Consider the following 23,770-nt stretch of genomic DNA (forward strand, 5'->3'; position numbering starts at 1 on the left):
TAACGGGTGCGACCCAGACGCTTAGTCGCCAACCTTAGGCTCAACCCACTACAGCTGTCTTAACCCACTACAGCTGCTGCAAACTCTGAGGCATTGAAAGGTTGCAGGTCTTCGATTTTTTCACCGACACCAACCCAATAGACCGGGACCGGACGCACACCCTGACTACCCGCCGCCACTGCAGCGAGCGTGCCGCCTTTTGCTGTCCCGTCGAGCTTGGTCACGATCAAGCCCGTCAAGCCGACCGCCGCATCAAACGCACGAATTTGCGCCAGCACGTTTTGTCCGGAATTACCGTCCACTACCAGCAAGACCTCGTGTGGCGCAGTCGGATCGGCTTTGGCAATCACACGTCGGATTTTTTTAAGCTCGTCCATCAAGTGCAATTGTGTGGGTAATCGACCCGCCGTATCAACCATCACGACATCCATACCACGCGCACGTCCGGCATGGACAGAGTCAAACGCCACGGCTGCAGGGTCGGCCCCCTCTTGGGCGATCACATCCACATTGTTGCGTGCGCCCCACTCCGCGAGCTGTTGACGCGCCGCAGCCCGAAACGTGTCGCCTGCCGCGAGCAGCACGCGCGCGCCTTGCTGCTGCAGTGAGAAGGCAAGCTTTCCGATCGATGTTGTTTTACCCGCACCATTGACGCCGGTGATCATCACGACCAGAGGCCTCACACGCCCCACATCAAAGGGTTTTTCCAGGATTTTTAAATGCTCTGTCAATACTTCTCGCAAAGCTTGTCGCACACCCTCTGCATGTTCGATACGATCGCGCTTGACGCGAAGGCGTAGAGCCTTGAGCAACTGTTCAGTCGCCTCGACCCCCGCATCAGCCATGATGAGTGCGGTCTCAAGCTCCTCAAACAAGGACTCATCGACGCGCACACCGACAAATAAACTGCCGATGCTTTGTCCCGTCTTGGCCAGACCGCTTCGCAGGCGCGCGAGCCAAGAAGCCTTTTTTTCTTCGCTTTGCTCGATCACAACCGGCGCGGGGAGCTCGGACGACGCTAAATCGACGACAACGGGTTCGGATGCCTGTGCCTCGGGCCTTGAATCAGACGAAATAGGTGCATCATCCTGTGTCTCAGGTACGATCACTTTTTCAGTAGTTTGATTCAGCCGATGCGCATCCTCGCCAGAGACAGGTGTGAGCGGCTGGTCTTCTACCGAGGACTCAGTTGGAATTGGTTTTTTCTTGAAGAAGCGAAACATAGTGAAGAAGTATATTCGTATCGTGGCCGGTCAGTTTCGTCGAACACCAATCGAGGTGATCGATGCGGAAGGGTTACGCCCGACTCCGGACCGTGTTCGGGAAACTTTGTTCAATTGGCTAAATTATTTTTGGGGCGGTGATTTTTCTGACAAACGAGTCCTGGACTTGTTTGCCGGCAGCGGAGCGCTAGGCTTTGAGGCGGCGTCACGGGGCGTTGCGCATGTCCAGATTGTGGAACAACACCCCCGCGCAGTTGCCGCGCTACGTGCGTTGCGTGACAAACTGGACGCGAAAACCGTGCGTATCCATGCGGGTGACGCCGTCCACGTCCTGGAACGACTGGAAGGCGCACGCTTCGACTTGATTTTCATTGACCCCCCATTTGGCAAAAACTGGCTAGAATCGCTCTGGCCACTTTTGCCAGATTTGTTGGAACCCAACGGTCTTGTTTATATTGAGGCTGAAAAACCGGTAGTAATACCGGACGAGTACAGGTTATTGCGCCAAGATCGCGCAGGAGCCGTACACTATCATCTTATCCAAATTGCTGCATTGCAAAAATGATCACTGCTATTTATCCTGGAACGTTCGATCCCATGACCCGTGGCCACGAAGACTTGGTTCGTCGTGCAGCCAGCCTCTTCGATCGTGTAGTGATCGGCGTGGCGCACAGCCGCAACAAAAGACCTTTTTTCTCGGTGGATGAGCGCGTCGAAATCGCGCGCGAGGTGTTGAGCCACTATCCCAATGTTAAAGTCGCGAGCTTTGCCGGCTTGCTCAAGGACTTTGTGCGCGAGCAAGAAGGTCGCGTGATTGTGCGTGGTCTGCGCGCGGTTTCAGACTTTGAATACGAGTTTCAAATGGCGGGGATGAATCGTCATCTCCTACCAGAAGTCGAAACCTTGTTCATGACGCCTTCCGACCAGTATCAGTTCATCTCAGGCACGATCGTTCGCGAGATTGCTGAACTCGGAGGTGATGTCAGCAAGTTTGTGTTCCCTTCCGTTGAACGTTGGTTGCAAGCCAAGGCTAAAGAACGACGGGAACAAACCGCGACGGCACTCAAATCCTAGACGCGCCTCTCCCTTTTGGACGCTGAATCAATATGGCTCTGCTGATTACCGAAGAATGCATCAATTGCGACGTGTGTGAACCACAATGTCCCAATGATGCAATCTCAATGGGAGAGTCGATTTACGTCATCAATCCTGATGCCTGTACGGAGTGTGTTGGACATCATGACGAGCCTCAGTGCAAAGTCGTGTGTCCTGTCGACTGCATCGAACTGCACCCCGAATGGAAAGAAGGACAAGAAGCCCTGATGGCCAAATATCGCAAGCTCACGGAAGCGAAAGCAGTCAAAGCCTAAACGACAGAAGCGCTGCCGACTGAAGCGCTGCCGACTTAAGCGCTGCCAACTTAATTGTTGCCGACTGACTGGTTGCCAAATAACTATTTCTTACGGCCAATCAACTGGCTGGGCTTCTGGATGCACTTTCACCAAACGACAAGCTTGTCCCGTCACATTTGACAGCCAGGTCGCCGCAACGTCGCCCTCATCCACAACCACAACTGATTGCTGTCCAACCTGCACGGTTCGCTTGACGCTGTCATCATCTTCAATCACATCCAGCGGAATATCGATGCGCAACATTCCTGGTGCGCGCATCACAAGAGACCCCAGCTTGAGTTCTGTCACCACCTGTGCGAGCGCAGCGCAACGCGCAGCACTCAACCAATGTCCGTTCTCGTCCACCACGAACCACCGGTTGTGATAGTCGGCAGCTTGTCGGCGGTCGAGTCCGGCACAACCCACGACGGGGAAAAAAACTGTAGGAGGCGTTGGATGATTTGTCATAGTCAATGAGTCCATTGATTCAATAGTAGTCGCACTTTAGCCTATCGCAACGCGATATGAAAATCACTTTTTCAAGCACTTGTCACTGATGTATCCTTGATCAGCATATAAAAAATCACAACATGAGGAGTTCCTGAATGAAACGACCAAACATCACTGTCGTAACGGGAGGCGCGAGTGGCATCGGTGCGGCTTGCGTGCGTCACTTGGCGCAGCGGGGCGATCAGGTCGTTTCACTTGATTTACCCGGAACATGGTCGGATGCGTCCATGCGTAAGCTGGGTGTGAGCGCTTATGCTTGTGATGTGACCGATGAACAGGCGATGCGACAGATGGCAGTCAAGATCGAGGAAAACCATGGCCCTGTCACTGCGCTGGTCAATAGCGCCGGGGTGTTGCAACATCGCCTACCGCCCGATCGACTCTCGATGACAGAGTGGGATCGTGTGGTGGATATCGATCAGCGAGGGACATATCTTGCCTGCGCAATCTACGGTTCTCGCATGGTTGAGCTTGGCGGTGGCGCGATAGTCAACATCGCCTCCATCACGTCGTTGCGCTCTTCTCCTTTGCATGCCTACGGCCCTGCCAAAGCCGCAGTCGCTGCAATGACTGCTTGCCTGGCAGCTGAATGGGGAAGATCTGGCGTCCGCGTCAATGCGATCTCACCAGGCTATGTGCTCACAGAGGCGCTTCAAGCCGCCATTGATCGCAAAGATCGCAATCCCGACGACTTGACCTCTCAAGCAGCAATGGGTCGCATGGTGACTCCGGACGAGGTCGCGGACTCTGTCGGTTTTTTATTGTCCCCTGCGGCAAAAGCCATCACGGGCATTAATTTGCCAGTCGATGCAGGTTGGTTGGCCGGATCGACTTGGCAAACCTATGGTGGCGTGCCCGGTCCGCGCGGATAATCGCTACTCGCCAAACCCTCTGGACACAATCACTTCGACCAAGTTCGGTCCGTCATGGGACATGGCGTCTTTCAGGGCGTCCGCAATCTTTGCAGGATCGGTGACCAGCTGAGAAGGCATACCCATACTCTTGGCGACGCCTGCAAAATCGATTGCCGGGTCGTTCATATCCATCGCGACAAAATCATCGGTTCCGCGCATCGCGAGCAAACGCTCCTTGATGATGCGATAGCTACGGTTATTGATGATCACATAGGTGATATTCAATTTTAAATGCGCGGCTGTCCATAAGGACTGGATGCTGTACATCGCACTGCCATCGCCAATCACGGCCACCACGGGCCGCTTAGGCTGCGCCAACGCAACGCCTACCGCTCCCGCCATGCCAAACCCCAAGCCACCGCTTGCCAAACCGTAATAGGCCTGCGGATCATCCATCGGTAGCATCGCAGCAATCGCAGGGGCCGCAGTCAAGGTCTCATCGACTACGATCACGTCTTGAGGCAATGCCTCAACCAGTCGACTCACGAAAAAACGCTGATCAATGGGCGTGGCTGACGCGCTGGCCTGCACCTCTGCAAAAACTTTCGCGCGATTGGCGGACCAGTTACGCGTCGCAAGCTCAGCGAGACGTGCCTGGGCTTGTTTGGCCTGCTCGGCTGTTCGCATACTGCGCAACACTGGAAGTAATGCCAGGAGGGTTTCCTTGATATCCGCGCGCACAGCAGTCGCTGTGGAGTAATTTTTGCCAAGTTCCCAATCACGCTCAGTAATATGCATCACAGGCATGTCAGGAGGTAATGGCTCCACCGTGCTCATAGGCGACATGCGCAACAAGTCCGCCCCAAGGCAAAGCAGAAAGTCGTATTGCTCAAGTGTCTGACGGACTTTCTTTTGGTTACGAGTCAAATCACCCATGCACGCAGGATGGGAGGAGGGATAACGGGCGTTGTAAGGCACCGACTCCTGGTAGACCGCGGCGCCTAGCAGCTCAGCCAATTCACAGGCCTCGGCAAACATGTCGGCATTGGCAATCTCACGGCCTGCGACGATGACCGGACGACTCGCAGCGAGCAGTTGTTGTGCGAGCGCGTTGAGTCCCTGATCACTGGGGCGCACACCTGCGTCGACTCTGGTGGGAAAGCCAAATTCGATTTCCGCCTCTTCGTCCAGCACGGAACCAGGCAAACTGATGAACACTGGACCCATAGGCGGAGTGAGCGCAATTTTGGCTGCTCGGCGAATCACGCGTGGCAAATCCTCAATCCGTGTCACTTCAAACGCCCACTTCACCAAGGGTGCGGCAATCGGCACCAGCGGCTCATACAACAAAGGCTCTTGCAAACCATAGCCAACTTCGTATTGACCGGCAGTGATCAACAAAGGGGAACCCGAAAACTTGGCGTTGTAAATCGCCCCCATCGCATGACCCAGACCAGGTGCGCAATGCAAATTGCAAGCGACCAACTGGTTGGAGGCGCGGGCAAAACCATCGGCCATCCCCACCACGATCGACTCCTGTAAGCCGAGCACATACTTCAGCTCTGGAAACTGGGGAACCGCCTCCATAATTGCCAGCTCGGTTGTCCCGGGGTTGCCAAACAGATGGGTCACCCCTTCATCAAGTAACAAGCGGATGAAAGCTTGCCGGCCGGTCATTTTTTGAATTGTCATGATGTTGTCCCCTTTTGATGCCCTGCATCTTTTTATTAAGCAGCGCCTACCCTTTACAGACCGGCCAGTTTTTGCATGTGTGAAGCATCCAGACCGAGTTTCTTGGCCGCATCCAGCATTTCACCCCATGTTGTTTCATCCACTGGAACGCCCTGGGCCAGTCGTTTGGCACGCATCTCACGCTCGGGATCGCCCGCCACACGCACATGGTCGTAGCCTGGCTGTGGCGGCGAAGCCTTTACCCAGTCGATGAAAGCCTTCATTTCGTGTTCAAAGATTGAACCATCGGCCAGCTTGGCAGGATCAAAGATGATCGAAAGCATGCCATTGATAATGCGTCGTTTGCCATCCGGTGGTGATTGCGTCGTCATCCCGCCCGCCAGCGCGCCGCCAAGCAGCTCACAAATGAGCGCAAGCCCAAAGCCCTTGTGTTCACCAAACGTACATAACGCGCCAAGCGGAGGTTTCACCGCATAAATCGGTTCGGTCGTTGGACGGCCCTGATCGTCAATCAGATATCCGGGGGGCAACTGCTCGCCTTTGTTGAGTGCGACGCGTGCCTTGCCTTGCGCAATCACGCTCGTCGCAAAATCAAGCAAAATCGGGTCTTGGCCGGGCACAGGGATACCAACGGTAAAGGGGTTGGTCCCAAACCGCGCATCACCGCCACCAAAGGGCGCCACGATCGGGCGGGAAATCACATTCACAAAGTGAATAGAGATCAAGCCTTGCTCAACGGTCATCTCGGCCCAGGCACCAATTCGACAAAGATGATGCGAATTGCCCAGCGCCAAGATACAGCTGCCATGCTCCTTGGCGCGTGCAATACCCAGTTCCATCGCCTGATGGCCAATCGCCTGACCAAAGCCGCACTCACCATCCAGACCAATCATGGAGCCATTATCCATACGCGTCTGAATGCGAGCGTTGGGCTTGAGACTACCCTCCAGATACGCTTCGGCATAGCGCGGCAAAATGCCGACACCGTGTGAGTCGTGACCGGTCAGGTTTGCTTGCACCAGATTTTCCGTGACGAGTTCGATTTCACGCTCGTCGCTACCAAAACCTTTAACCAAATACCGCACTGCGGCGCGCAAGCGATCGACTGGAATGAGATGCATCTGAGCCATTCAGCAAGTTCCTTTGGTGAGTCTAGAGACGTTTAAACGTTAAACAAGAAGTTCAGCACATCGCCATCTTGCACAATGTATTCCTTGCCTTCTGCGCGCATCTTGCCAGCTTCTTTAGCGCCCTGTTCGCCTTTGAAATGAATGTAGTCTTCATAGGCGATCGTCTGCGCGCGGATAAAGCCGCGTTCAAAGTCTGTGTGAATGACGCCAGCGGCCTGCGGGGCGGTCGCGCCAATGGGTACGGTCCAGGCCCGCACTTCTTTGACACCCGCGGTGAAGTATGTCTGCAAGCCCAACAATTTGAAGGCGCCACGAATCAGGCGATCGAGACCTGGCTCCTGCATGCCCATATCGGCGAGAAATACAGCCTTGTCTTCGTCAGAAAGCTCGGCGATTTCGGATTCGATGGCCGCACAGATCGCGACAACCGGTGCGTTGCGCGCAGCGGCATACTCATTCAAACGATCCAGCAGGGGATTATTGGTAAAACCGTGGTCGCTCACGTTGCCGACATACATGGCGGGCTTGGCCGTGATAAAGCAAAGTGGCGCGATCAGCGCCCGATCTTCGGGGGAGAGATCCAGCGCACGAATAGGCTTGGTCTCGTTTAACTGGGCAATCACCTGCTCAAGAATGCTCACAACTTTTTGAGCCTCTTTATCGCCTGAGCGGGCAGTCTTTTGATAACGGTGCATCGCTTTTTCAGCAGTCTGCATGTCCGCAAGAGCCAGTTCAGTTTCAATCACTTCGATATCTGCAATGGGATCGACGCGACCCGCGACATGAATCACATTGTCATCTTCGAAACAACGCACGACGTTGATGATTGCATTCGTTTCTCTAATATGTGAGAGGAACTGGTTACCCAAGCCTTCGCCTTGGCTGGCACCCGCCACCAGACCTGCAATATCCACAAACTCGACCGTCGCGTGCAGGATGCGCTCGGGCTTGACGATCTCGGCCAGAGCAGCCAGTCGCGGATCAGGGACCTCGACCACGCCGACGTTCGGCTCGATCGTACAAAAAGGGTAGTTTTCGGCAGCGATACCTGCCTTGGTGAGGGCATTAAAAAGTGTTGATTTACCGACGTTGGGCAAACCAACGATGCCACATTGCAGAGCCATGAGAATCCCGAAGTTCTTGATAAGTGAAACTGCTGTATAGAATATGAGTTTAACCGCTCCGCCCAGAGCGGTGCAGCTGACCCGGGTGCAGACGACTTTTGATCCATGCATCATTACTTTTTACCCAAAATCATGACCCTGACCGATCTTCTCGCCCGGCCGTTTGGCACCCTCCCTGAAATGATTCATTTCGCGGCGTCACAACGCCCGGGGCATCCCGCGCTGATCCTCAATGATCAACGCCTCAGCTATGCAAGCCTGGATGCCATGCTTCTGCGCGTCGCCTCTTCTTTGCAGCGAGAGGGGATTGGTCCAGGTGATGTCGTTGCAGCGTGTGCCGGCACCTCTTTAGAATATGTCGCGCTTTTCTTAGGAGCGTTACGGGCGGGGGCCATCATGACCCCGCTCCCCCCTTCAGCCACGGCGCAAAACCTAAATGGCATGCTTGCCAATTCGGGCGCCAAGCTCCTTTTTCAGGATCGCGCCTGCGCGGTCAACTGGCCGACTGATGCGCTGGTCAATCAAGGTTTGCAACGTATCTGGATCGACGAACAGCATGGTCCGAACAGCTGGGGCGAGTGGCTATCGACTGATCTGCATCCGACACCCGTTGAGCCACAACCTAACTGGGCCTTTAACCTCATCTACTCTTCGGGCACGACAGGGGTACCAAAAGGCATCGTGCAACCTTGTTCAATGCGCTGGTCTCACGTCCAGCGGGCGGCCACGAATGGTTACGGACCCGACTCGGTGACACTTGCCTCTACGCCGCTTTACTCAAACACCACCCTCGTCGCTCTTTTACCGACACTTGCTTTGGGTGGCACGGGTGTCTTGATGAGCAAATTCGATGCCCGTCGCTATCTTGAACTGGCAGAAAAACACAAAGTCACCCACACCATGCTTGTCCCCGTCCAATATCAGCGCATCATGGATGATCCTGAGTTTGACCGATTCGACCTGTCCTCATTTCAAGCGAAATTTTCAACAAGCGCGCCATTTAGCGCAGCACTCAAAGACGAAGTACTCAAACGCTGGCCAGGTCGATTGACTGAAATCTATGGTATGACCGAGGGGGGTGGCCGCTGCGAACTTGAGGCCCATCGTTTCCCCCACAAGCTGCATACAATCGGCCGTCCTGCCAGCGGACACGACATCCGTTTGATCGATGAGTCAGGCCAAGAAGTGCCACAAGGCCAGACCGGCGAAATCGTGGGCAGCTCTTCGGCCATGATGGAGGGCTACTTCGGCATGCCAGAGAAAACGCGCGAAGTTGAATGGTTTGACCCCTCTGGTAAACGCTTTATTCGAACCGGCGATATCGCCCGTCAAGACGAAGACGGTTTCTTTATTCTCGCCGATCGAAAGAAAGACATGATCATCTCGGGTGGTTTCAATGTCTACCCAAGTGATCTGGAAGCCGAGCTTGGACAGCACCCTGATGTACGCGAGTCCGCTGTGGTGGGTGTCCCCTCGCGACAATGGGGTGAAACGCCAGTCGCCTATGTGGTTCTCAAGCAAGGAGCCAACATCAAACCAGCAGACCTGCTGACTTGGGTCAATGCACGTCTTGGTAAAACACAACGTCTAGCCGACTTGTTATTAACAGACGTGTTGCCCAGAAGTGAAATTGGCAAAGTACTCAAACGCGAATTACGGGAGCGCTATGACGCGCTCGCTAAATAGCCTCGCCTGCCACCTGCAGCGCTAACCAGGCAACAGCCAGCGGACCGGCATTGAACAAGGCATGCACCAGGATGGCCGCACCGATGCCGCGCTGGACACGGATCCAGCACAAAGCCAGACCGGTCACCCATTGTGGCAGCACAAGCACCATCATCATCCACCAGGGCAGATCCACAAACTCATAGTTATGGATATGGAGCGCCGCAAACGCCAGAACAGAGCCGTGCATGACAACAGGAAATGCCCACCGATATGTTCTGAGCCATTTCCAAGCTTGACCGGTTGGCATCGCTGCATGGCGCATCGACCAGATCAGCAGCAACATCACCAGCACAATCAAACTGCTTGCCCACCAGGCAAAGCCATTGAGAAACACATAAATCAGAACAGGCACAACCAGTAACGCCATCATCGGTCGACGCAAGCCAAACCGGAAGAGCATTTCTTCGATGATGGGCGCCCACACAAGCGCCTGAAACCAGGGCAAGTTATGCACGCTGATTCGATGTGTCGCGCCACTCATTTCGAAGACCGTCAAGACAAGCGGTCCAAGTGCCACAATATTGATGAGCCACAGTGCGCCGGCCCAGGCAAACAAACGAGAAAATTTGCAACCGGGCAACCAGTCTGCCACCCAGCCGCTCACAGGCGTGGAATGTTGCACTACACGCCTTAAGTTCGGGCGACGAACAAATTTTAAAAACTGTCGAAACTCATCCCGAAAGCGTAAGACTGCTGTCATGGCGGGTTGTCGCGATGTAGCTGCTCGGTCGCGCGCACAAACTCGCCTTTCAACAAGAGCGGCATCACCGCACGACAGCGAGTCAGACACGCGTCAATTGCTGTTTGTTCATCACGTCGGGCAGGATGGAGCACAAAATCCGCAACCTCCTGAGCGAGTCCAAGGCTGCGAGGATGGCCAATGCCGAGGCGTAAGCGCCAAAAATTAGGACTCCCCAGCACAGACTGAATATCCCTCAGGCCATTGTGACCAGCATGACCCCCGCCTTGCTTGACCTTGACCTGTCCTGGCATCAGATCCAACTCATCATGCAACACTAAAATTTCTTCGGGAACGAGTTTATAAAAGCGGGCCAAGGTCCCCACACACTGACCAGAGCGATTCATAAAGGTTAGTGGCTTTGCCAGATAGATTTGCTCGCCGTTGACACGTGATTTGGCCACAGCGCCAAAGAATGACTTTTCAACAGTGAATGCGCAGCGCAAATCGTCAGCCAGCTCTTCGACCAGCCAAAAGCCAGCGTTGTGACGCGTGCGCGCATAATCCGGACCGGGATTGCCTAGGCCTACGATGAGTTTGATCGGTTGAGTCATAACGCCATTATGAAGACAAAAGCCCCATCCGCGCAAAACGGACAGGGCTTGGAAAGCATATTCACCACCTGATCTTTGCTCACTCAACGCGATAAACCACTCGCGCCGAGCCAGTCAAAAGATGATTTAGGAGGCAGGTGTTTCGCCTTCGGCGCCAGCGGCAGCTGCGCCACCTTTGACGATCGCTGTGACCAACACAGGATTTGCATCGCCACGATGCGCAACGTAGGTCACGCCTTTGGGCAAAGTAATGTCTGCAAGGTGGATCGATGCGCCACCAACCAGCTTGGACAAATCAACTTCGATAAATTGTGGCAGATTTGCTGGCAAGCAAGCGATTTCGATTTCATTCATGACATGCGAAATGATCGCAGCGCTCAGCTTGACTGCTGGTGAAATCTCAGCGTTCGTGAAGTGCAAAGGCACCTTGGTGTGGAGAGCCTGGTCAGCTGACACGCGCTGGAAATCGACGTGCATCACGATCTGCTTGTAGGGGTGCCACTGAACCGAACGCAACAGAACCTGGTGGCTCTTGCCTTCGAGTTGCATCTCCAGAATGGAGGCGTGGAACTGCTCTTTGCGCAGAGCGTGATAGATTTCGTTGTGATCGAGCTCGATGTTGACGGGCTGCTCTTTACCACCATAAACAATGGCGGGGACGCGGCTCGCACGGCGCAGGCGGCGGCTCGCACTCGTTCCCTGTACGCTACGTGGGGTTGCATTAAATTGCATGAAATACTCCAAAGGGGATGACTAGCATCCAGTTAAAACACAAGCCGGAGATCGGATTGTGGCTTTGCTGTGCACCGCGACCAGTGAACAGCAAATTTTTTGACGCCCTCTAAAACGAAGACGTCACAAATTTTTAATCAACAAACAACGAACTGACGGACTCAGCGTTAGAAATACGCAAAATAGTCTCGCCAAGCAACGCTGCACAAGAAAGCTGGCGGATCTTGCTACATGCACGTCCCTCGTCCGACAAGGGAATCGTGTCCGTCACCACCAACTCAGTCAATTCGGAACCAGCAATCCGCTCGATCGCACCACCAGAAAGCACAGCGTGCGTACAGTAGGCGTAGACCGCTCCTGCACCGCGCTCTTTCAGCGCCTGAGCGGCTTTGCAAAGCGTACCTGCCGTGTCCACCATGTCGTCCATAATCAGACATGTCCGGCCATCGACCTCGCCGATGATATTCATGACTTCGGACACGTTGGCACGTGGACGGCGCTTATCAATGATGGCCAAATCTGCCTCAAGCTGTTTGGCAAGCGCCCGCGCGCGCACCACACCACCAATGTCCGGCGAAACGACAACCAGGTTACTCAGGTTTCGGCGCCAGATATCGCCCAGCAAAATAGGACCCGCATAGATATTGTCGACGGGGATATCAAAAAAGCCCTGAATCTGATCAGCGTGGAGATCCATCGTCAACACGCGGTCAACACCGGCGACTTGCAGCATGTTGGCGACGACCTTGGCGGTGATGGCCACACGTGCGGAGCGGGGACGACGGTCCTGGCGCGCATAACCAAAATAAGGGATCGCAGCGGTGATGCGTCCGGCCGAAGCACGACGCAACGCATCCACCATCACCATGATTTCCATCAAATTATCGTTGGTGGGTGCACAGGTTGGCTGTAAAACGAAAACGTCTTTACCGCGGACGTTTTCATTGATTTCAGCCATCACCTCGCCGTCCGAGAAACGGCCAACGGTCATGCGTCCCAATGACATATCCAGATGATTAACCACATCAACTGCCAGCCGCGTATTCGCAGTACCGGTAAAGATCATGAAACTATCGTTGGGCATGATGGAGGCAGTCATGGACCGTCAGAAGCAGTTGTGGAACAAAAAAGCTGCTGAACTCAAAGCCAGGCACTCGTTTGGCAAGTTCTTCGGCAAGTTCAACAGCTCTACACAATTCGGGGCTGGGGAGGAAGGATTCGAACCTTCGCATGCCGGAATCAAAATCCGGTGCCTTAACCAGCTTGGCGACTCCCCAACTAGCTTTCACTCCAATGTCGCAGTGGGTGCTCAGCGATACCCTCGCAAACCTTAATGGCTTGTATCGGACTCACAGAGCGGGAACCAGCAGCACTCACTAATCCCGCACTAGCAACATCAGAAAAATCAACATGTATTTTAGCGAGCATTTTCTGGTATGCCACTTCGGCCTGCTCATTACTCCGGAACCCGACAAAAAAACAGGAACCAGAACCAGTCATCCGCGCATTAAAACCGGCTTGCTCTAGCCAATCAAGCGCCTGACGTACAACTGGGTAGCGGCTTAACACCACTGGTTGCAGATCGTTATGACCAAACCCCAAGCAAGCAACCGCTTGACGTCCAGAAAAGTCCATTATTTTGACTGGTTCAGTGTCTCTTGTCAAATCAGGGGCTTGGAAAATGCCTTGCGTTGGAACACCCTGCGCCGGCTGAATCACAACAAAAGCCTGACGGGGCAATTCGAGGGGCGTGAGCTGCTCGCCAACTCCCTCGGCAAAAGCGTTTTGTCCAAAAATAAAAACGGGCACATCCGCCCCGAGCTGCAGCCCCAGACGCATTAACTCCCCGCGGCTTAAACCCGTTCGCCAAAGCCTGTTCAGGGCCATCAGAACCGTGGCAGCATCACTAGACCCTCCACCCAGACCTGCACCGGAGGGGATCTGCTTACGCACCTGAATCTGCGCCCCCAGGCTGACTCCAGTACTTTTTTGCAAAAGCCGCGCCGCGCGCACAACCAAATCATCGTCATGGCTCACGCCTTGCAGGTCCGTTTCCCTGCAAATCAAGCCGTCGGCACGCACATCGATATCCAGCGTGTCGGATAAGCTGATGAGCTGAAAAACAGTTTGAAGGAGGTGATAACCGTCCGCACGCCGACCCACGACGTGCAAAAACAGATTCAGCTTGGCGGGTGCGGGCAGGTCATACAACATGATAAAGAGTCAACACCTGGAGGTATCAAGGCACGTCAACAACGAGACGGATAACGATTTGCTTGCTCCCTTCATTGCGTGACAGCACGAGCAATCGAGGGCCCTGCTCATCGAAACGCGATAACTCGACCTCCCAGCCATTTTGTTCAAAGGCAGTAATGCGCCCTTTCTCGTCGCGTTTGACCTGCTGCATGGCTGGCACAGACCGCAGAGGCACGCGCAGCCACTGTCGCAGATCGCGGACAGGCACACGCTCACCGATGGCTTGCTGAACAAGCCCATCCGGATCAGAAGCACGCAAAATCTCGCCGTTGGACTGCGTGAGAGTCGCCTGACCAGGTTCCACCGTCACGCGCGCCAGAGTGTTTCCAAAAGGATTTGCCAGGTCGAGCGTGAGGCGAGTCCCCAGATCGCGCCACACAAAGCTGCCCTGCACCGCATCCGGAACTTGATTGGGTGACTCCGCGCGCAGCGCAAACCGCCCATGGCGCACAAGGTCGTTGAGACCCGCGGTCTCTGTCGTGGTCGGGGACTGGGTGGCACAGCCAACAAGCCCCAGCACCAGTGCACAGAGCATGAGCGCACGAGGCAATCTGCGCACCGAATTTGCGCCTGAGTTCGATTGAAGCATCCTGCTCAGCCACGCCCTCAAGGCCGAACTCCAAATCGCTTGAGGGTATCTTGCAAGGTTTTATTCGAGGCATCCTGGGTCACGCCTTGCGCCCAGACTTTGCGCGCCTCGGCTTGATCGCCTAGCTGCCAAAGCGCCTCGCCAAGATGCGCGGCGATTTCAGCTTCTGGTCGCAGAGAGTACGCGCGCTGCAAATACTCCACCGCATCTTTGTAATGCCCCATTCTGAACTTGACCCAGCCCATGCTGTCAAGGATATACGGATCTCTGGGTGAAATCTCAAGCGCCCGAGTAATCAGGGCCAACGCCTCAGGAAGGCGCTGATTACGGTCGGCGAGCGAGTAGCCCAGCGCATTGTGCGCATGAGCATGACCAGGATCCAAAGCAATGACCTGTCTGAGCAAGCGTTCTGCTTCCCGCATTTGATCCGCACGCTCATGCAACATCGCAAGCTCGTACTTCACATTCACGGAGTCCGGCATCTTCAGATCAAGCGCCTGCATGCGCTTGATCGCCTCGGAAAGTCTATTCGCATCGCGCAGAATCTGCGCGCCTGCCGACGCCCCCATCATGATTTCTTCATCAGTTTGCGCATTCGCGGAATCAATCAAAGCCAGCGCTTCTTGCACCCGATTTTGTTTTGCGCGAATAATGGCTTGTCGAATGCGGGACGTATAACGCATGGAGGGGTCGTCGATCTTGGCCAGCAAACTCACCGCCTCGTCTAACTGTCCCTGCTCTTCTGCGATCCTGGATAACAGCTGATACGCCTCAGCAAGGGCTGCCGGGGCATCCGTCGCACCCGCAGCGGCAGAGGCTCGTAAGCGCTGAGCCTGAACAGCGACATACTGATCCAAAAAGCCACGCGCCTGTTCCAGTTTTTTAGCGCGGTACGCGACTTGAGCTTGCATGAACAAGAGATCGAAATCCTCAGGGTTACGCTTAAGCATGGACGTCAACTCGGCCATTGCAGCATCGAATTGGCCTCTTTCAGCCAAATGGCTGGCCAGAATCACGCGCAAACGTCGTGCATTGGGCTGCAAAGCCGCAAACTCGGTCGCATCGCGCAAAGCCCGCTCGGGATCAACGCTCAAACCATACTCAAACACCCGCATTGCCGCGTCTTCAGAACGTGGCGCGGCAGCGAGCGCAAGGCGAGACTCCTCCAGCGCGCGTTCGTTGTCTCCCGCCGCGCGAGCCATATCGGCCAAGGCCATATGTCCTGCGGCGAGATGCCTGGCATTGCTGTCGCCAATCGCCGTTGACAAAATTCTCAGCGCGGCGCGCTTGTCAGGCATCCTGCTCAACACTGCAAACGCCTGACCAATCGCAGCGGATTTATCGCTTGCGGCGTCGATCTGCTTGCGCAGCGCAGCGGCAAGCCCGCTTGTTTGCCCCGAGGCGGCAGCCAATGCCATTTCTGTCGAAGAGGCCTCGGGATCATCGGGCGTCAGACGCAACCAAACCCTCGATGCATCCAAGGCTCCGGGCAAGTTTCCACCTGCTAGATAAAACTCAAGCGCGCGTCGCGCCAAGCGGTAGTCGCCCAACTCGCGGCTCAAATCCAGCATTGTCTTGGCAGCCGGCAGGAATGTACCGCGCTGCGCAGAGATTTCAGAGGCAAGAATCCGAAAAAGAATCGTCGAAGTCAGACTGACCTCGGGCAACTCACCTGCACGCAAACGGATGATCTCAGACTCGGGCTGTCGAGGCTTGATTTGTAGCTGGGCGTTTTGCCCAAAGCTTTTCCCGGGGCTGGCTTGCGCCAGCGCGCGGGGAGCCCAAGATAGCGCGATGCCCCCGATCAGGGTCGCGATGGCAACTTCAGAAATAATGGATTTAAACGACGACTTCACTCGACCCGCCTGGTTGGTGGCACAATCTACAGACTCAGTGGACGGATGTTAGCACTCAGCCATGCCAGAACTACCAGAAGTCGAGACAACTCGCCGGGGAATTGACGCCGTTGCAACAGGTCACACGCTCCGTAACATGATCGTGCACGAATTCCGCATGCGTTGGCCGATCCCCCAAGATCTCCCCGCACAGGTCAAGGGGGAAGTGGTCCGGGCCTGTCGCCGCCGCGGAAAATACCTTTTGATCGAGTTTGATCGCGGCACGCAGCTCATACACCTGGGCATGTCAGGTTCCTTGCGTAGCGTGCCCAAAGGGGAGCTGCTGCGAAAACACGATCATGTTGAGTGGGAATTTGACCAGATCAGCCTGCGGCTGCACGACCCCAGACGCTTCGGCTCCGTGCTCTGGCACCCCAAATCGCTCGGACCCGTCGAAAACCATCCACTATTGAGCAAATTAGGCGTCGAACCCTTCGATCCAAAATTTGACGCAAATTGGCTCAAACAGGGCCTGGCCGGCCGGAAGGTCTCCATCAAACAGGCACTTTTGGCCGGGGATGTGGTCGTGGGGGCTGGAAATATCTATGCGTCGGAAAGTCTATTTCGGGCGCGCATTCATCCCAAAACACAAGCTGCCCGCGTGTCGCTTGCTCGCTGCGCGCGCTTGGTCGAGGCGCTGCAGAGCACGCTGACCGATGCGCTACAGTCTGGCGGCAGTACATTGAGAGACTATGTCAACGCCACGGGCGAAGCCGGGGCGTACTTCACACTGCATGCGGCCGTCTATGAACGACAAGGAGAGCCCTGCAGGGTCTGTGCCACCCCCATCAAGCGCATTGTCCAAGGTCAACGCGCCACCTATTTTTGTCCAAGTTGCCAAAAAATATAGACTTGGACAAAAGGGCCTAACGCGTTGTGCGCGGGGGCAAGGCGTAGCGCTGCTCACGGTACGCCCAACTTGGCCACAGGACATGGGCAAGCGCTTCACGAGACTGTTGCTCATCCACCTCAATCGGAGTGTAACGATCAGGCATTTCATAACGCATCGTCCGCGCAGGCTTGCCTGGTTCTAGTACCACGAGTTTTTCACCCTCGGGAGTGGCTTTCAAGAAGCCATAGTTGTCACCAAACTGCATCATGGCGCGGTTTGCAGGACCGCGCGTGAGATCGCGTCCCAACATCGGGTGCACGGTATCAATCCCCATCAGCGAGAGCAAGGTGGGGAGCAGATCAATCTGACTCATGATACGAGGGTCAGACTTTGGTTCAACACCCGGACCGAGGATCAAGGCAGGAATATGGAAGTGACGCACTGGCACCAGCCCACCGTAGACCCTCGCATCGTGATCGGCCACAATCACAAAAATCGTATTGTCCCAATATGCTGATTGACGTGCTTTTTTAAAGAAATCTCCAATAGCCCAGTCAGCATAACGCACGGTATTGGTCACCGAGGCGGGATCGCCGATCGGCTCGATGCGGCCCTTTGGATACTCCCATGGCGAATGGTTGGATACAGAGAAAGCCATCGTGACAGTCGGACGCGCAGTATCCTCGCGCAAAATCCGGTCAAGCTCGTTGAACATATCCTCGTCCGAGGCGCCCCAAGACCCGACAAACTTTGGTGCGACAAACTTGGGAAGATCGACCATTTCATTAAAGCCGTTCCCAAGGAAAAAACTACGCATATTGTCGAAATGACCCTCTCCGCCATAAATGAAGCGAGAGTAATAACCATGCCTGCCCAACAGTTCCGCGATCGTAAAGAAACCGGTTTGCGAACGCGGCAGTGTCAGCACGGCCTGAGCCGGAGTCGGTAAGAAGCCCGAGCTCACCGCCTCGAGACCTCGAACAGAGCGCGTGCCCGTGGCGTAGGCGCGCTCAAACCACCAGCCCTCGCTGGCCAGCTTATCAAGCTCTGGCGTCAAGTCTTGGGCACCACCCAGTTTTTTCGAATATTGGGCACCCATGCTTTCTTGCAGGATGATGACGAGGTTGAGTGGCTTGTCCCGACGCTTTGTCGCCGTCTGCGCATGAAGGGTCGGCAAATGCGGGTCAAGCACGGGATCAGGAATACCTGCGGCCTGTCGAACGATTGCGTTGATCTCTTCAATTGGCATTTTGCCGTACATATCAAATGAAGACTTCTCGTTCTTCATGAGATAGGCGGCGTTCGTCACGCTCCAGAAACCATTGAGCGGCAAAGCGTTAACCATCGCATCGTTACCGAAAGCCACTGAAGACGCGTTGATCGGTCGATGCTGAAGCGTACCGCGAATCGTTCCGACACAAAATAAAATCAACAGCACACTGACAACCGGACGCAACCACCAGCGAAGCTCTCGATCGGGCTTGCCGGCTTTAAACAGCTTGAACGCCCCCCACATCCCGATACCCAGACCCACAAACGCCGCCAACAATACCAAACGATAGCCCTCCCACAGCATTGAGAAGACTTCGCGGGGATAACCAAGATACTCGAAGTAAAGCCTGTTGGGGCGCGTATCGTATTCGGCAATAAACTGTGGTGTCGACACCTCGAGCAGTAGCAGCAGAAACCAACACACCCTAAACCACCAGGCGGTGATTTTTTCAGCGATCGCGAAATGCCCGAAAAAAGGTCCCGCTCCGGCGGGGATGGCGATCATCATGCCAATCATGACGAGATCGATGCGTAAACCGCCGATCATCACAGGCCAGAAACCATCAACAGCCTCGACTCGCGGCCATTGCCATGCAACCAGACACAAACGGAACAAGGTCAGCATCAAGAGTGCTGTCCACCAAAACCGCCATGTCAAACGAAGCATCTGTTTTCCTTAAGCCTGCAAAACTTTACCGGGGTTCATCAAACCATGCGGGTCGAGTGCCTGCTTGATTTGTTTCATCAATCTGAGTTCAAGCTCACTCTTGTATCGCGTCAACTCGTCTCGCTTGAGTTGACCCACACCATGCTCGGCGCTGATGGATCCGCCATAAGCATGCACACTGTCATGGACCAATTGATAGACATCGTATTGTTTGGCGAGCAGTTCTTGTTCAGTCTGCTCAGGCGCGCGTGCGACGTTGTAGTGCAGATTGCCATCACCCAAGTGGCCAAACACGATGTGCTGAATACCGGGAAATTTCTCCTGAAGTGCGGCGTTCGTTGTTTGGACGAACTGACCAATCAAAGAGATCGGAATCGAGACATCATGCTTGATACTCTTTCCAAGCTCTGATTCAGCCAACGGAATACTCTCTCTTAAATGCCAGATCGCCTTGCTCTGCGCAATATTTTCAGCAATCGCCGCATCCACGACCAAACCATCCTCGATCGCAGTTCCGAGCACCGATTCAAAACGCGCTTGCGCATGCTCGGCACTTTCACTGTCGGACAGTTCCAGAATCGCAAACCAGGGAGCGTCCGCGGAGGCGCCCTCGAAAGGCAGACGTTGCTGCGGATACAAACGCACAACGGCTTTGAGAACAGATCCCATCATGACCTCGAAACCGGTGAGCGAAGCACCAAAACCGGCTCGCGCACGCGACAACACGGCAATCGCGTCCTCAAGGGAGTTCAGCGCAAGCATTGCGACACGTTGCGCGACCGGCAAGGGATAGAGCTTGAGCGTGGCGGCAGTGATGATACCTAGCGTGCCTTCGCTGCCGATATAGAGATCGCGCAGGTCGTAACCGGTGTTGTCCTTGCGCAGCCCGCGTAGACCATGCCAGATTTCACCTTGAGGGGTGACGACTTCGAGACCCAAAGCCAGCTCACGCGTATTGCCATAACGCAGGACCTGCGTGCCACCCGCGTTGGTGGATAAATTGCCGCCAATCGTGCAGCTACCTTCTGCCGCGAGACTCAAGGGAAACAGGCGGCCAGCAGCCTGTGCCGCCTCTTGAACAGACTGTAGGATGCATCCCGCTTCAACGGTGATCGTGTCGTTGTCGGTGTCAATCTCCCGCACCTGGTTCATACGCGCCAGACACAACACCAAGGCTCGGCCTGTATTGTCTGGTGTCGCGCCACCGCACAGCCCCGTATTGCCACCATAAGGCACCACTGGAATCTTGTGCTCGGCACAAACTCGCACGACCGCAGCGACCTCTTCGGTCGACCCAGGACGCACGACCGCCAACGCATCACCACGATAGCGACCCCGCCAATCGACTAGATAGGGGGCCATTGCCTCACCCGTCAACAACTGGGCTGCGCCCACGATTTGTTCTAATTGCTTCAATGCGCTCATTCGACTCTCTTTAAATGGTCGGTCCAACATATAGAGATATTCTAAATTGTAGGTGAGATCCCCTTGCCCGATCACTAATATCAACTCACTCTGGTGGGAAACAAACATTTCAAATCGGCGATAATATCGAATCAAGCTGTTTTTATTCTTGGAGTCCGCTCGTGTCTGCCTCATCGACTTTTCCCTACGCAGCCTTTAAAGCCTACGACATTCGTGGCGTCGTTCCCACAGCCCTGAATGCCGAATTCGCCCGGCAACTCGGTCTGGGTTTGGCAGCGCGGGCACATGCCTGTGGGGTCACGACCATGGTGGTTGGCCGCGATGGCAGACTCAGCAGCCCGGAACTCGCAGGCGCACTCCAGCAGGGCATGCGTGAAGGTGGCATCCACACGATTGATGTGGGCGAGGTCCCGACTCCACTGGTCTATTTTGCGGCCTACACACTCAAAACCGGTTCCGGTGTGGCTGTGACCGGCAGTCACAACCCGCCCGAATACAACGGCTTCAAAATGATGATGGGTGGTCAGACGCTTCATGGCGATGCAATCCTGGGTCTGCGTGACGAAGTCGCCGCAGGACCAGCCCGTGCCGCACAACCTGGCACCGCCTCGAGCGTCGATATTCTGACACCCTACCTGGCACGGATCCTTGGCGATATCAAGCTCAGCCGACCAATGAAGATCGCGATCGATTGCGGCAACGGAGTGGCCGGCGCCGTCGCCCCCGCACTCTTTCGAGGTCTTGGCTGCGAGGTCACCGAGCTGTTTTGCCAGGTCGATGGCACCTTCCCCAACCACCACCCTGATCCGGCAGACCCCCACAACCTCGAGGATCTGATTCGCTGCGTACAAACGACTGACTGCGAAATCGGCCTGGCTTTTGATGGCGACGGTGATCGACTAGGTGTCGTGACCAAATCCGGACAAATCATCTGGCCCGATCGTCAATTGATCCTCTACGCCCGGGATGTCTTGCAGCGTTGTCCGGGTGAGACCATCATTTACGACGTCAAGTGCAGTCGTCATGTTGCCGAACAAATTCGCGCAGCGGGCGGCAAACCCCTGATGTGGCAAACTGGACATTCACTGATCAAAGCGAAACTTGCCGAAACCGGCGCACCTCTTGCTGGCGAGATGAGTGGCCACGTCTTTTTCAAGGAACGCTGGTTTGGTTTTGACGACGGCCTCTACACGGGCGCCCGTTTGCTGGAGATCCTCTCAAGAGAGGTCAATCCCTCTGCAGTACTGGAAGCCCTGCCTCAAGGCGTATCGACCCCCGAACTCAAGCTTGAAATGCGCGAGGGCGAGCCCCACGCACTCATCAAGCGACTGCAAACCGAAGGCGTTTTTGCCGGTGCGACGGAAATCTTCAAAATTGATGGTCTACGGGCGGACTATGCCGATGGCTTCGGTTTGGCACGCGCCTCCAACACGACTCCGGTTGTTGTCTTACGCTTTGAGGGCGACACCCCCGAGGCGCTTGAACGTATCAAAAAAGCATTCCGGGAACAGCTACTCTTACTTGCCCCCGCAGCCAAATTACCTTTTTAACGCTGCGCGTCTGACACTTACCTCACACTGGATCCTATGCCTTCTCTGTCAAACAGCTCCGCGTGGAAGCAGTTTTCACAAGCTGTGCTGAGCAGCCCCTCCAAGCCTGACTCACTGAGAGTGATCGAAGCAGCCGGGCTTGAAGTCGACCTCACGACACAAAGAAGCTCGGCGGCGCTGACACAGGCCGCTCAGGCGCTGCTTGAGCAACAAGGCTTTGAACAGTACCGTCGCGACCTCTTTGAGGGCGCAACGATTAATTGGACCGAACAACGCGCCGCATGGCACACCGCCTTGCGGGCTGCTGCCCCACCGGAAGCGGTGGCCGATGCCGTGCTCACCGAACGCGCGCGTCTGGCTAAATTTGTCGAGGATGTGAATGCCCGTAACCAATACCGTAACGTGGTGCATTTGGGTATAGGGGGGAGTGACTGGGGGCCCCGGCTGGCCTTTGATTCGCTTGCTGGTGCAGGGACTCGACGCAACTTGAGATTCGCCTCAAACGTCGATGCGCATGCCATTACCGCAGCACTCGAGGGACTGGATGCGCACGATACCCTGGTGATCATTTCCTCCAAATCATTCACCACAACAGAATCTCTTGCAAATGCTGCCTGTGCAATAGACTGGTTGCGTGCAAATGGGGTTGCAGATCCACTGGATCACTTCGCCGCAGTGACAGCCAATCCCAAAGCCGCGCGCGACTTTGGCATCCACGATGAACGTATTTTTCAATTTTGGGACTGGGTAGGCGGTCGCTACTCACTCTGGTCGTCCATTGGCCTGCCAATCGCTTTGGGGCTGGGGATCGAGGCGCTCAATGAATTGCGCGCGGGTGCCGCAGCCATGGATGACCACTTTCTCCACGCACCTTTTGAGCAGAACGCCCCCGTGCAGATGGCACTAAGTGCCGTCGCCAATCGCAGTGTGCTGGGTTACGGTTCTTTTGCCCTATGCCCGTACGATGCGCGCTTAGGTAGCCTCGTCCCCTGGTTACAACAGCTTGAAATGGAGTCTCTCGGCAAAGCCACGCTGCGCGATGGCTCAGCCCTGGATGTCCCCAGCAGTCCGGTTGTCTGGGGCATGCCGGGCACAGATGGCCAGCATACTTTTTTTCAATGGCTGCATCAGGATGGCAAGGGCGCACCCGTCGACTTTATTCTTTGTGCCGTACCGGATCACCGTCATTCACGACACCACAGACTATTGATCGCCAACTGTTTAGCGCAACGCTCCGCCTTACTAGAGGGCAAGTCTTTCGAGCAATCGCTTAAAGAAGTCAGCAAAACAGAAAAAGATCCCGAGAAAGCCGCAACGCTCGCCCGTCATCACGTACATCCAGGCGGGCGCCCCTCCACGCTCATCGTGCTGCCCAGGCTCGAGGCCAGACAACTCGGCGCACTGCTTGCGCTGTATGAGCACAAAGTCTTTACAGAAGGTGTGCTTTGGGGAATCAACCCTTTTGACCAGTGGGGCGTTGAGTTTGGCAAACGGCTGGCTGGCGATATCGAACGACGGCTAGATGCGCTCGGTAGCGACCCGGCAGTCAGTCCATATGATCCCTCAACTGCGTATTGGGTACGCAAACTCGCAAGTGGTTGATGTAG

The 23,770-nt window shown here is 55.3% G+C and carries 22 protein-coding genes and 1 tRNA gene; 8 read left to right on the forward strand and 15 right to left on the reverse strand.

Annotated elements, in window-relative coordinates:
- Window positions 1-59: 59 nt before the first annotated feature.
- Entirely contained in the window at window positions 60-1,223 is a 1,164-nt protein-coding gene (gene ftsY, locus QWY27_RS12795) for a signal recognition particle-docking protein FtsY (protein ID WP_290198770.1), read from the reverse strand.
- Between ftsY and rsmD the strand changes: the two genes are divergently transcribed.
- The 3 genes from rsmD to QWY27_RS12810 are packed head-to-tail and all read left to right on the forward strand — an operon-like array spanning window position 1,222 to window position 2,593.
- A complete protein-coding gene (rsmD, locus tag QWY27_RS12800; protein ID WP_290198846.1) occupies window positions 1,222-1,788 on the forward strand; it encodes a 16S rRNA (guanine(966)-N(2))-methyltransferase RsmD in 567 nt (188 codons plus the stop codon). The two genes, ftsY and rsmD, sit on opposite strands and share 2 nt — an antisense overlap.
- A complete protein-coding gene (coaD, locus tag QWY27_RS12805; RefSeq protein WP_290198771.1) occupies window positions 1,785-2,297 on the forward strand; it encodes a pantetheine-phosphate adenylyltransferase in 513 nt (170 codons plus the stop codon). The genes rsmD and coaD overlap by 4 nt, the downstream gene beginning before the upstream one ends.
- A 32-nt stretch (window positions 2,298-2,329) precedes the next feature.
- Window positions 2,330-2,593, forward strand: coding sequence for a YfhL family 4Fe-4S dicluster ferredoxin (locus QWY27_RS12810; RefSeq protein WP_290198772.1), 264 nt, complete (start codon window positions 2,330-2,332; stop codon window positions 2,591-2,593).
- Between the two features lie 90 nt (window positions 2,594-2,683).
- Here the strand turns inward: QWY27_RS12810 and QWY27_RS12815 are convergent, their stop codons facing one another.
- Entirely contained in the window at window positions 2,684-3,082 is a 399-nt protein-coding gene (locus tag QWY27_RS12815) for an MOSC N-terminal beta barrel domain-containing protein (RefSeq protein ID WP_290198773.1), read from the reverse strand.
- A 137-nt stretch (window positions 3,083-3,219) separates the two neighbouring features.
- Here QWY27_RS12815 and QWY27_RS12820 point away from each other — a divergent pair, with 137 nt between their 5' ends.
- Complete coding sequence (locus tag QWY27_RS12820; protein WP_290198774.1) at window positions 3,220-3,996, forward strand: SDR family NAD(P)-dependent oxidoreductase; 777 nt, start codon at window positions 3,220-3,222, stop codon at window positions 3,994-3,996.
- Between the two features lie 3 nt (window positions 3,997-3,999).
- Here the strand turns inward: QWY27_RS12820 and QWY27_RS12825 are convergent, their stop codons facing one another.
- The 3 genes from QWY27_RS12825 to ychF are packed head-to-tail and all read right to left on the reverse strand — an operon-like array spanning window position 4,000 to window position 7,924.
- Entirely contained in the window at window positions 4,000-5,670 is a 1,671-nt protein-coding gene (locus tag QWY27_RS12825; protein WP_290198775.1) for a thiamine pyrophosphate-binding protein, read from the reverse strand.
- Between the two features lie 53 nt (window positions 5,671-5,723).
- Window positions 5,724-6,800: a malate/lactate/ureidoglycolate dehydrogenase gene (locus QWY27_RS12830; protein ID WP_290198776.1), complete on the reverse strand. Its 1,077-nt coding sequence runs from the start codon at window positions 6,798-6,800 to the stop codon at window positions 5,724-5,726.
- 32 nt (window positions 6,801-6,832) lie between these two features.
- Window positions 6,833-7,924: a redox-regulated ATPase YchF gene (ychF, locus tag QWY27_RS12835; RefSeq protein WP_290198777.1), complete on the reverse strand. Its 1,092-nt coding sequence runs from the start codon at window positions 7,922-7,924 to the stop codon at window positions 6,833-6,835.
- 105 nt (window positions 7,925-8,029) lie between these two features.
- Between ychF and QWY27_RS12840 the strand changes: the two genes are divergently transcribed.
- The gene (locus QWY27_RS12840; protein WP_435433487.1) at window positions 8,030-9,610 is read left to right on the forward strand and encodes a class I adenylate-forming enzyme family protein; all 1,581 of its coding nucleotides are present in this window, start codon (window positions 8,030-8,032) and stop codon (window positions 9,608-9,610) included.
- Here QWY27_RS12840 and QWY27_RS12845 read toward each other — a convergent pair.
- The 8 genes from QWY27_RS12845 to QWY27_RS12880 all read right to left on the reverse strand — a co-directional run bounded on the left by QWY27_RS12845 (window position 9,603) and on the right by QWY27_RS12880 (window position 16,378).
- The gene (locus QWY27_RS12845; RefSeq protein WP_290198778.1) at window positions 9,603-10,274 is read right to left on the reverse strand and encodes a CPBP family glutamic-type intramembrane protease; all 672 of its coding nucleotides are present in this window, start codon (window positions 10,272-10,274) and stop codon (window positions 9,603-9,605) included. The two genes, QWY27_RS12840 and QWY27_RS12845, sit on opposite strands and share 8 nt — an antisense overlap.
- A 74-nt stretch (window positions 10,275-10,348) precedes the next feature.
- Window positions 10,349-10,945, reverse strand: a complete 597-nt coding sequence (gene pth, locus QWY27_RS12850; RefSeq protein ID WP_290198779.1) for an aminoacyl-tRNA hydrolase — start codon at window positions 10,943-10,945, stop codon at window positions 10,349-10,351.
- 126 nt (window positions 10,946-11,071) lie between these two features.
- Window positions 11,072-11,677: a 50S ribosomal protein L25/general stress protein Ctc gene (locus QWY27_RS12855; RefSeq protein ID WP_290198780.1), complete on the reverse strand. Its 606-nt coding sequence runs from the start codon at window positions 11,675-11,677 to the stop codon at window positions 11,072-11,074.
- A 133-nt stretch (window positions 11,678-11,810) separates the two neighbouring features.
- Entirely contained in the window at window positions 11,811-12,761 is a 951-nt protein-coding gene (locus QWY27_RS12860) for a ribose-phosphate pyrophosphokinase (RefSeq protein WP_290198849.1), read from the reverse strand.
- 119 nt (window positions 12,762-12,880) lie between these two features.
- A tRNA-Gln gene (locus QWY27_RS12865) sits at window positions 12,881-12,954 on the reverse strand.
- 1 nt (window position 12,955) lies between these two features.
- Window positions 12,956-13,894 (reverse strand): 4-(cytidine 5'-diphospho)-2-C-methyl-D-erythritol kinase, encoded by a 939-nt coding sequence (ispE, locus tag QWY27_RS12870; RefSeq protein WP_290198851.1) that lies wholly within the window; start codon window positions 13,892-13,894, stop codon window positions 12,956-12,958.
- A gap of 22 nt (window positions 13,895-13,916) precedes the next feature.
- On the reverse strand, window positions 13,917-14,492 hold the full coding sequence (gene lolB, locus QWY27_RS12875; RefSeq protein WP_290198781.1) for a lipoprotein insertase outer membrane protein LolB: 576 nt from the start codon (window positions 14,490-14,492) through the stop codon (window positions 13,917-13,919).
- 47 nt (window positions 14,493-14,539) lie between these two features.
- A complete protein-coding gene (locus tag QWY27_RS12880) occupies window positions 14,540-16,378 on the reverse strand; it encodes a tetratricopeptide repeat protein (protein WP_290198782.1) in 1,839 nt (612 codons plus the stop codon).
- Between the two features lie 61 nt (window positions 16,379-16,439).
- Here QWY27_RS12880 and mutM point away from each other — a divergent pair, with 61 nt between their 5' ends.
- A complete protein-coding gene (mutM, locus tag QWY27_RS12885) occupies window positions 16,440-17,267 on the forward strand; it encodes a bifunctional DNA-formamidopyrimidine glycosylase/DNA-(apurinic or apyrimidinic site) lyase (protein ID WP_290198783.1) in 828 nt (275 codons plus the stop codon).
- Between the two features lie 16 nt (window positions 17,268-17,283).
- Here mutM and QWY27_RS12890 read toward each other — a convergent pair whose 3' ends face one another.
- Window positions 17,284-19,188 carry an LTA synthase family protein gene (locus QWY27_RS12890; RefSeq protein WP_290198784.1) on the reverse strand — a complete coding sequence of 635 codons (1,905 nt, stop codon included), beginning with the start codon at window positions 19,186-19,188 and terminating at the stop codon, window positions 17,284-17,286.
- A gap of 9 nt (window positions 19,189-19,197) precedes the next feature.
- Window positions 19,198-20,613, reverse strand: a complete 1,416-nt coding sequence (locus QWY27_RS12895) for an FAD-binding oxidoreductase (protein ID WP_290198785.1) — start codon at window positions 20,611-20,613, stop codon at window positions 19,198-19,200.
- A 161-nt stretch (window positions 20,614-20,774) separates the two neighbouring features.
- On the opposite strand from QWY27_RS12895, the gene QWY27_RS12900 reads away from it, so the two are divergent.
- Both QWY27_RS12900 and pgi read left to right on the forward strand, forming a co-directional pair.
- Entirely contained in the window at window positions 20,775-22,163 is a 1,389-nt protein-coding gene (locus tag QWY27_RS12900; RefSeq protein ID WP_290198786.1) for a phosphomannomutase/phosphoglucomutase, read from the forward strand.
- Window positions 22,164-22,199: 36 nt separating this feature from the next.
- Window positions 22,200-23,765: a glucose-6-phosphate isomerase gene (gene pgi / locus QWY27_RS12905; RefSeq protein WP_290198787.1), complete on the forward strand. Its 1,566-nt coding sequence runs from the start codon at window positions 22,200-22,202 to the stop codon at window positions 23,763-23,765.
- The last annotated feature ends 5 nt before the right edge of the window (window positions 23,766-23,770 follow it).

This window comes from Zwartia vadi, assembly GCF_030410375.1.
In the GTDB taxonomy this organism is placed as follows: domain Bacteria; phylum Pseudomonadota; class Gammaproteobacteria; order Burkholderiales; family Burkholderiaceae_B; genus Zwartia; species Zwartia vadi.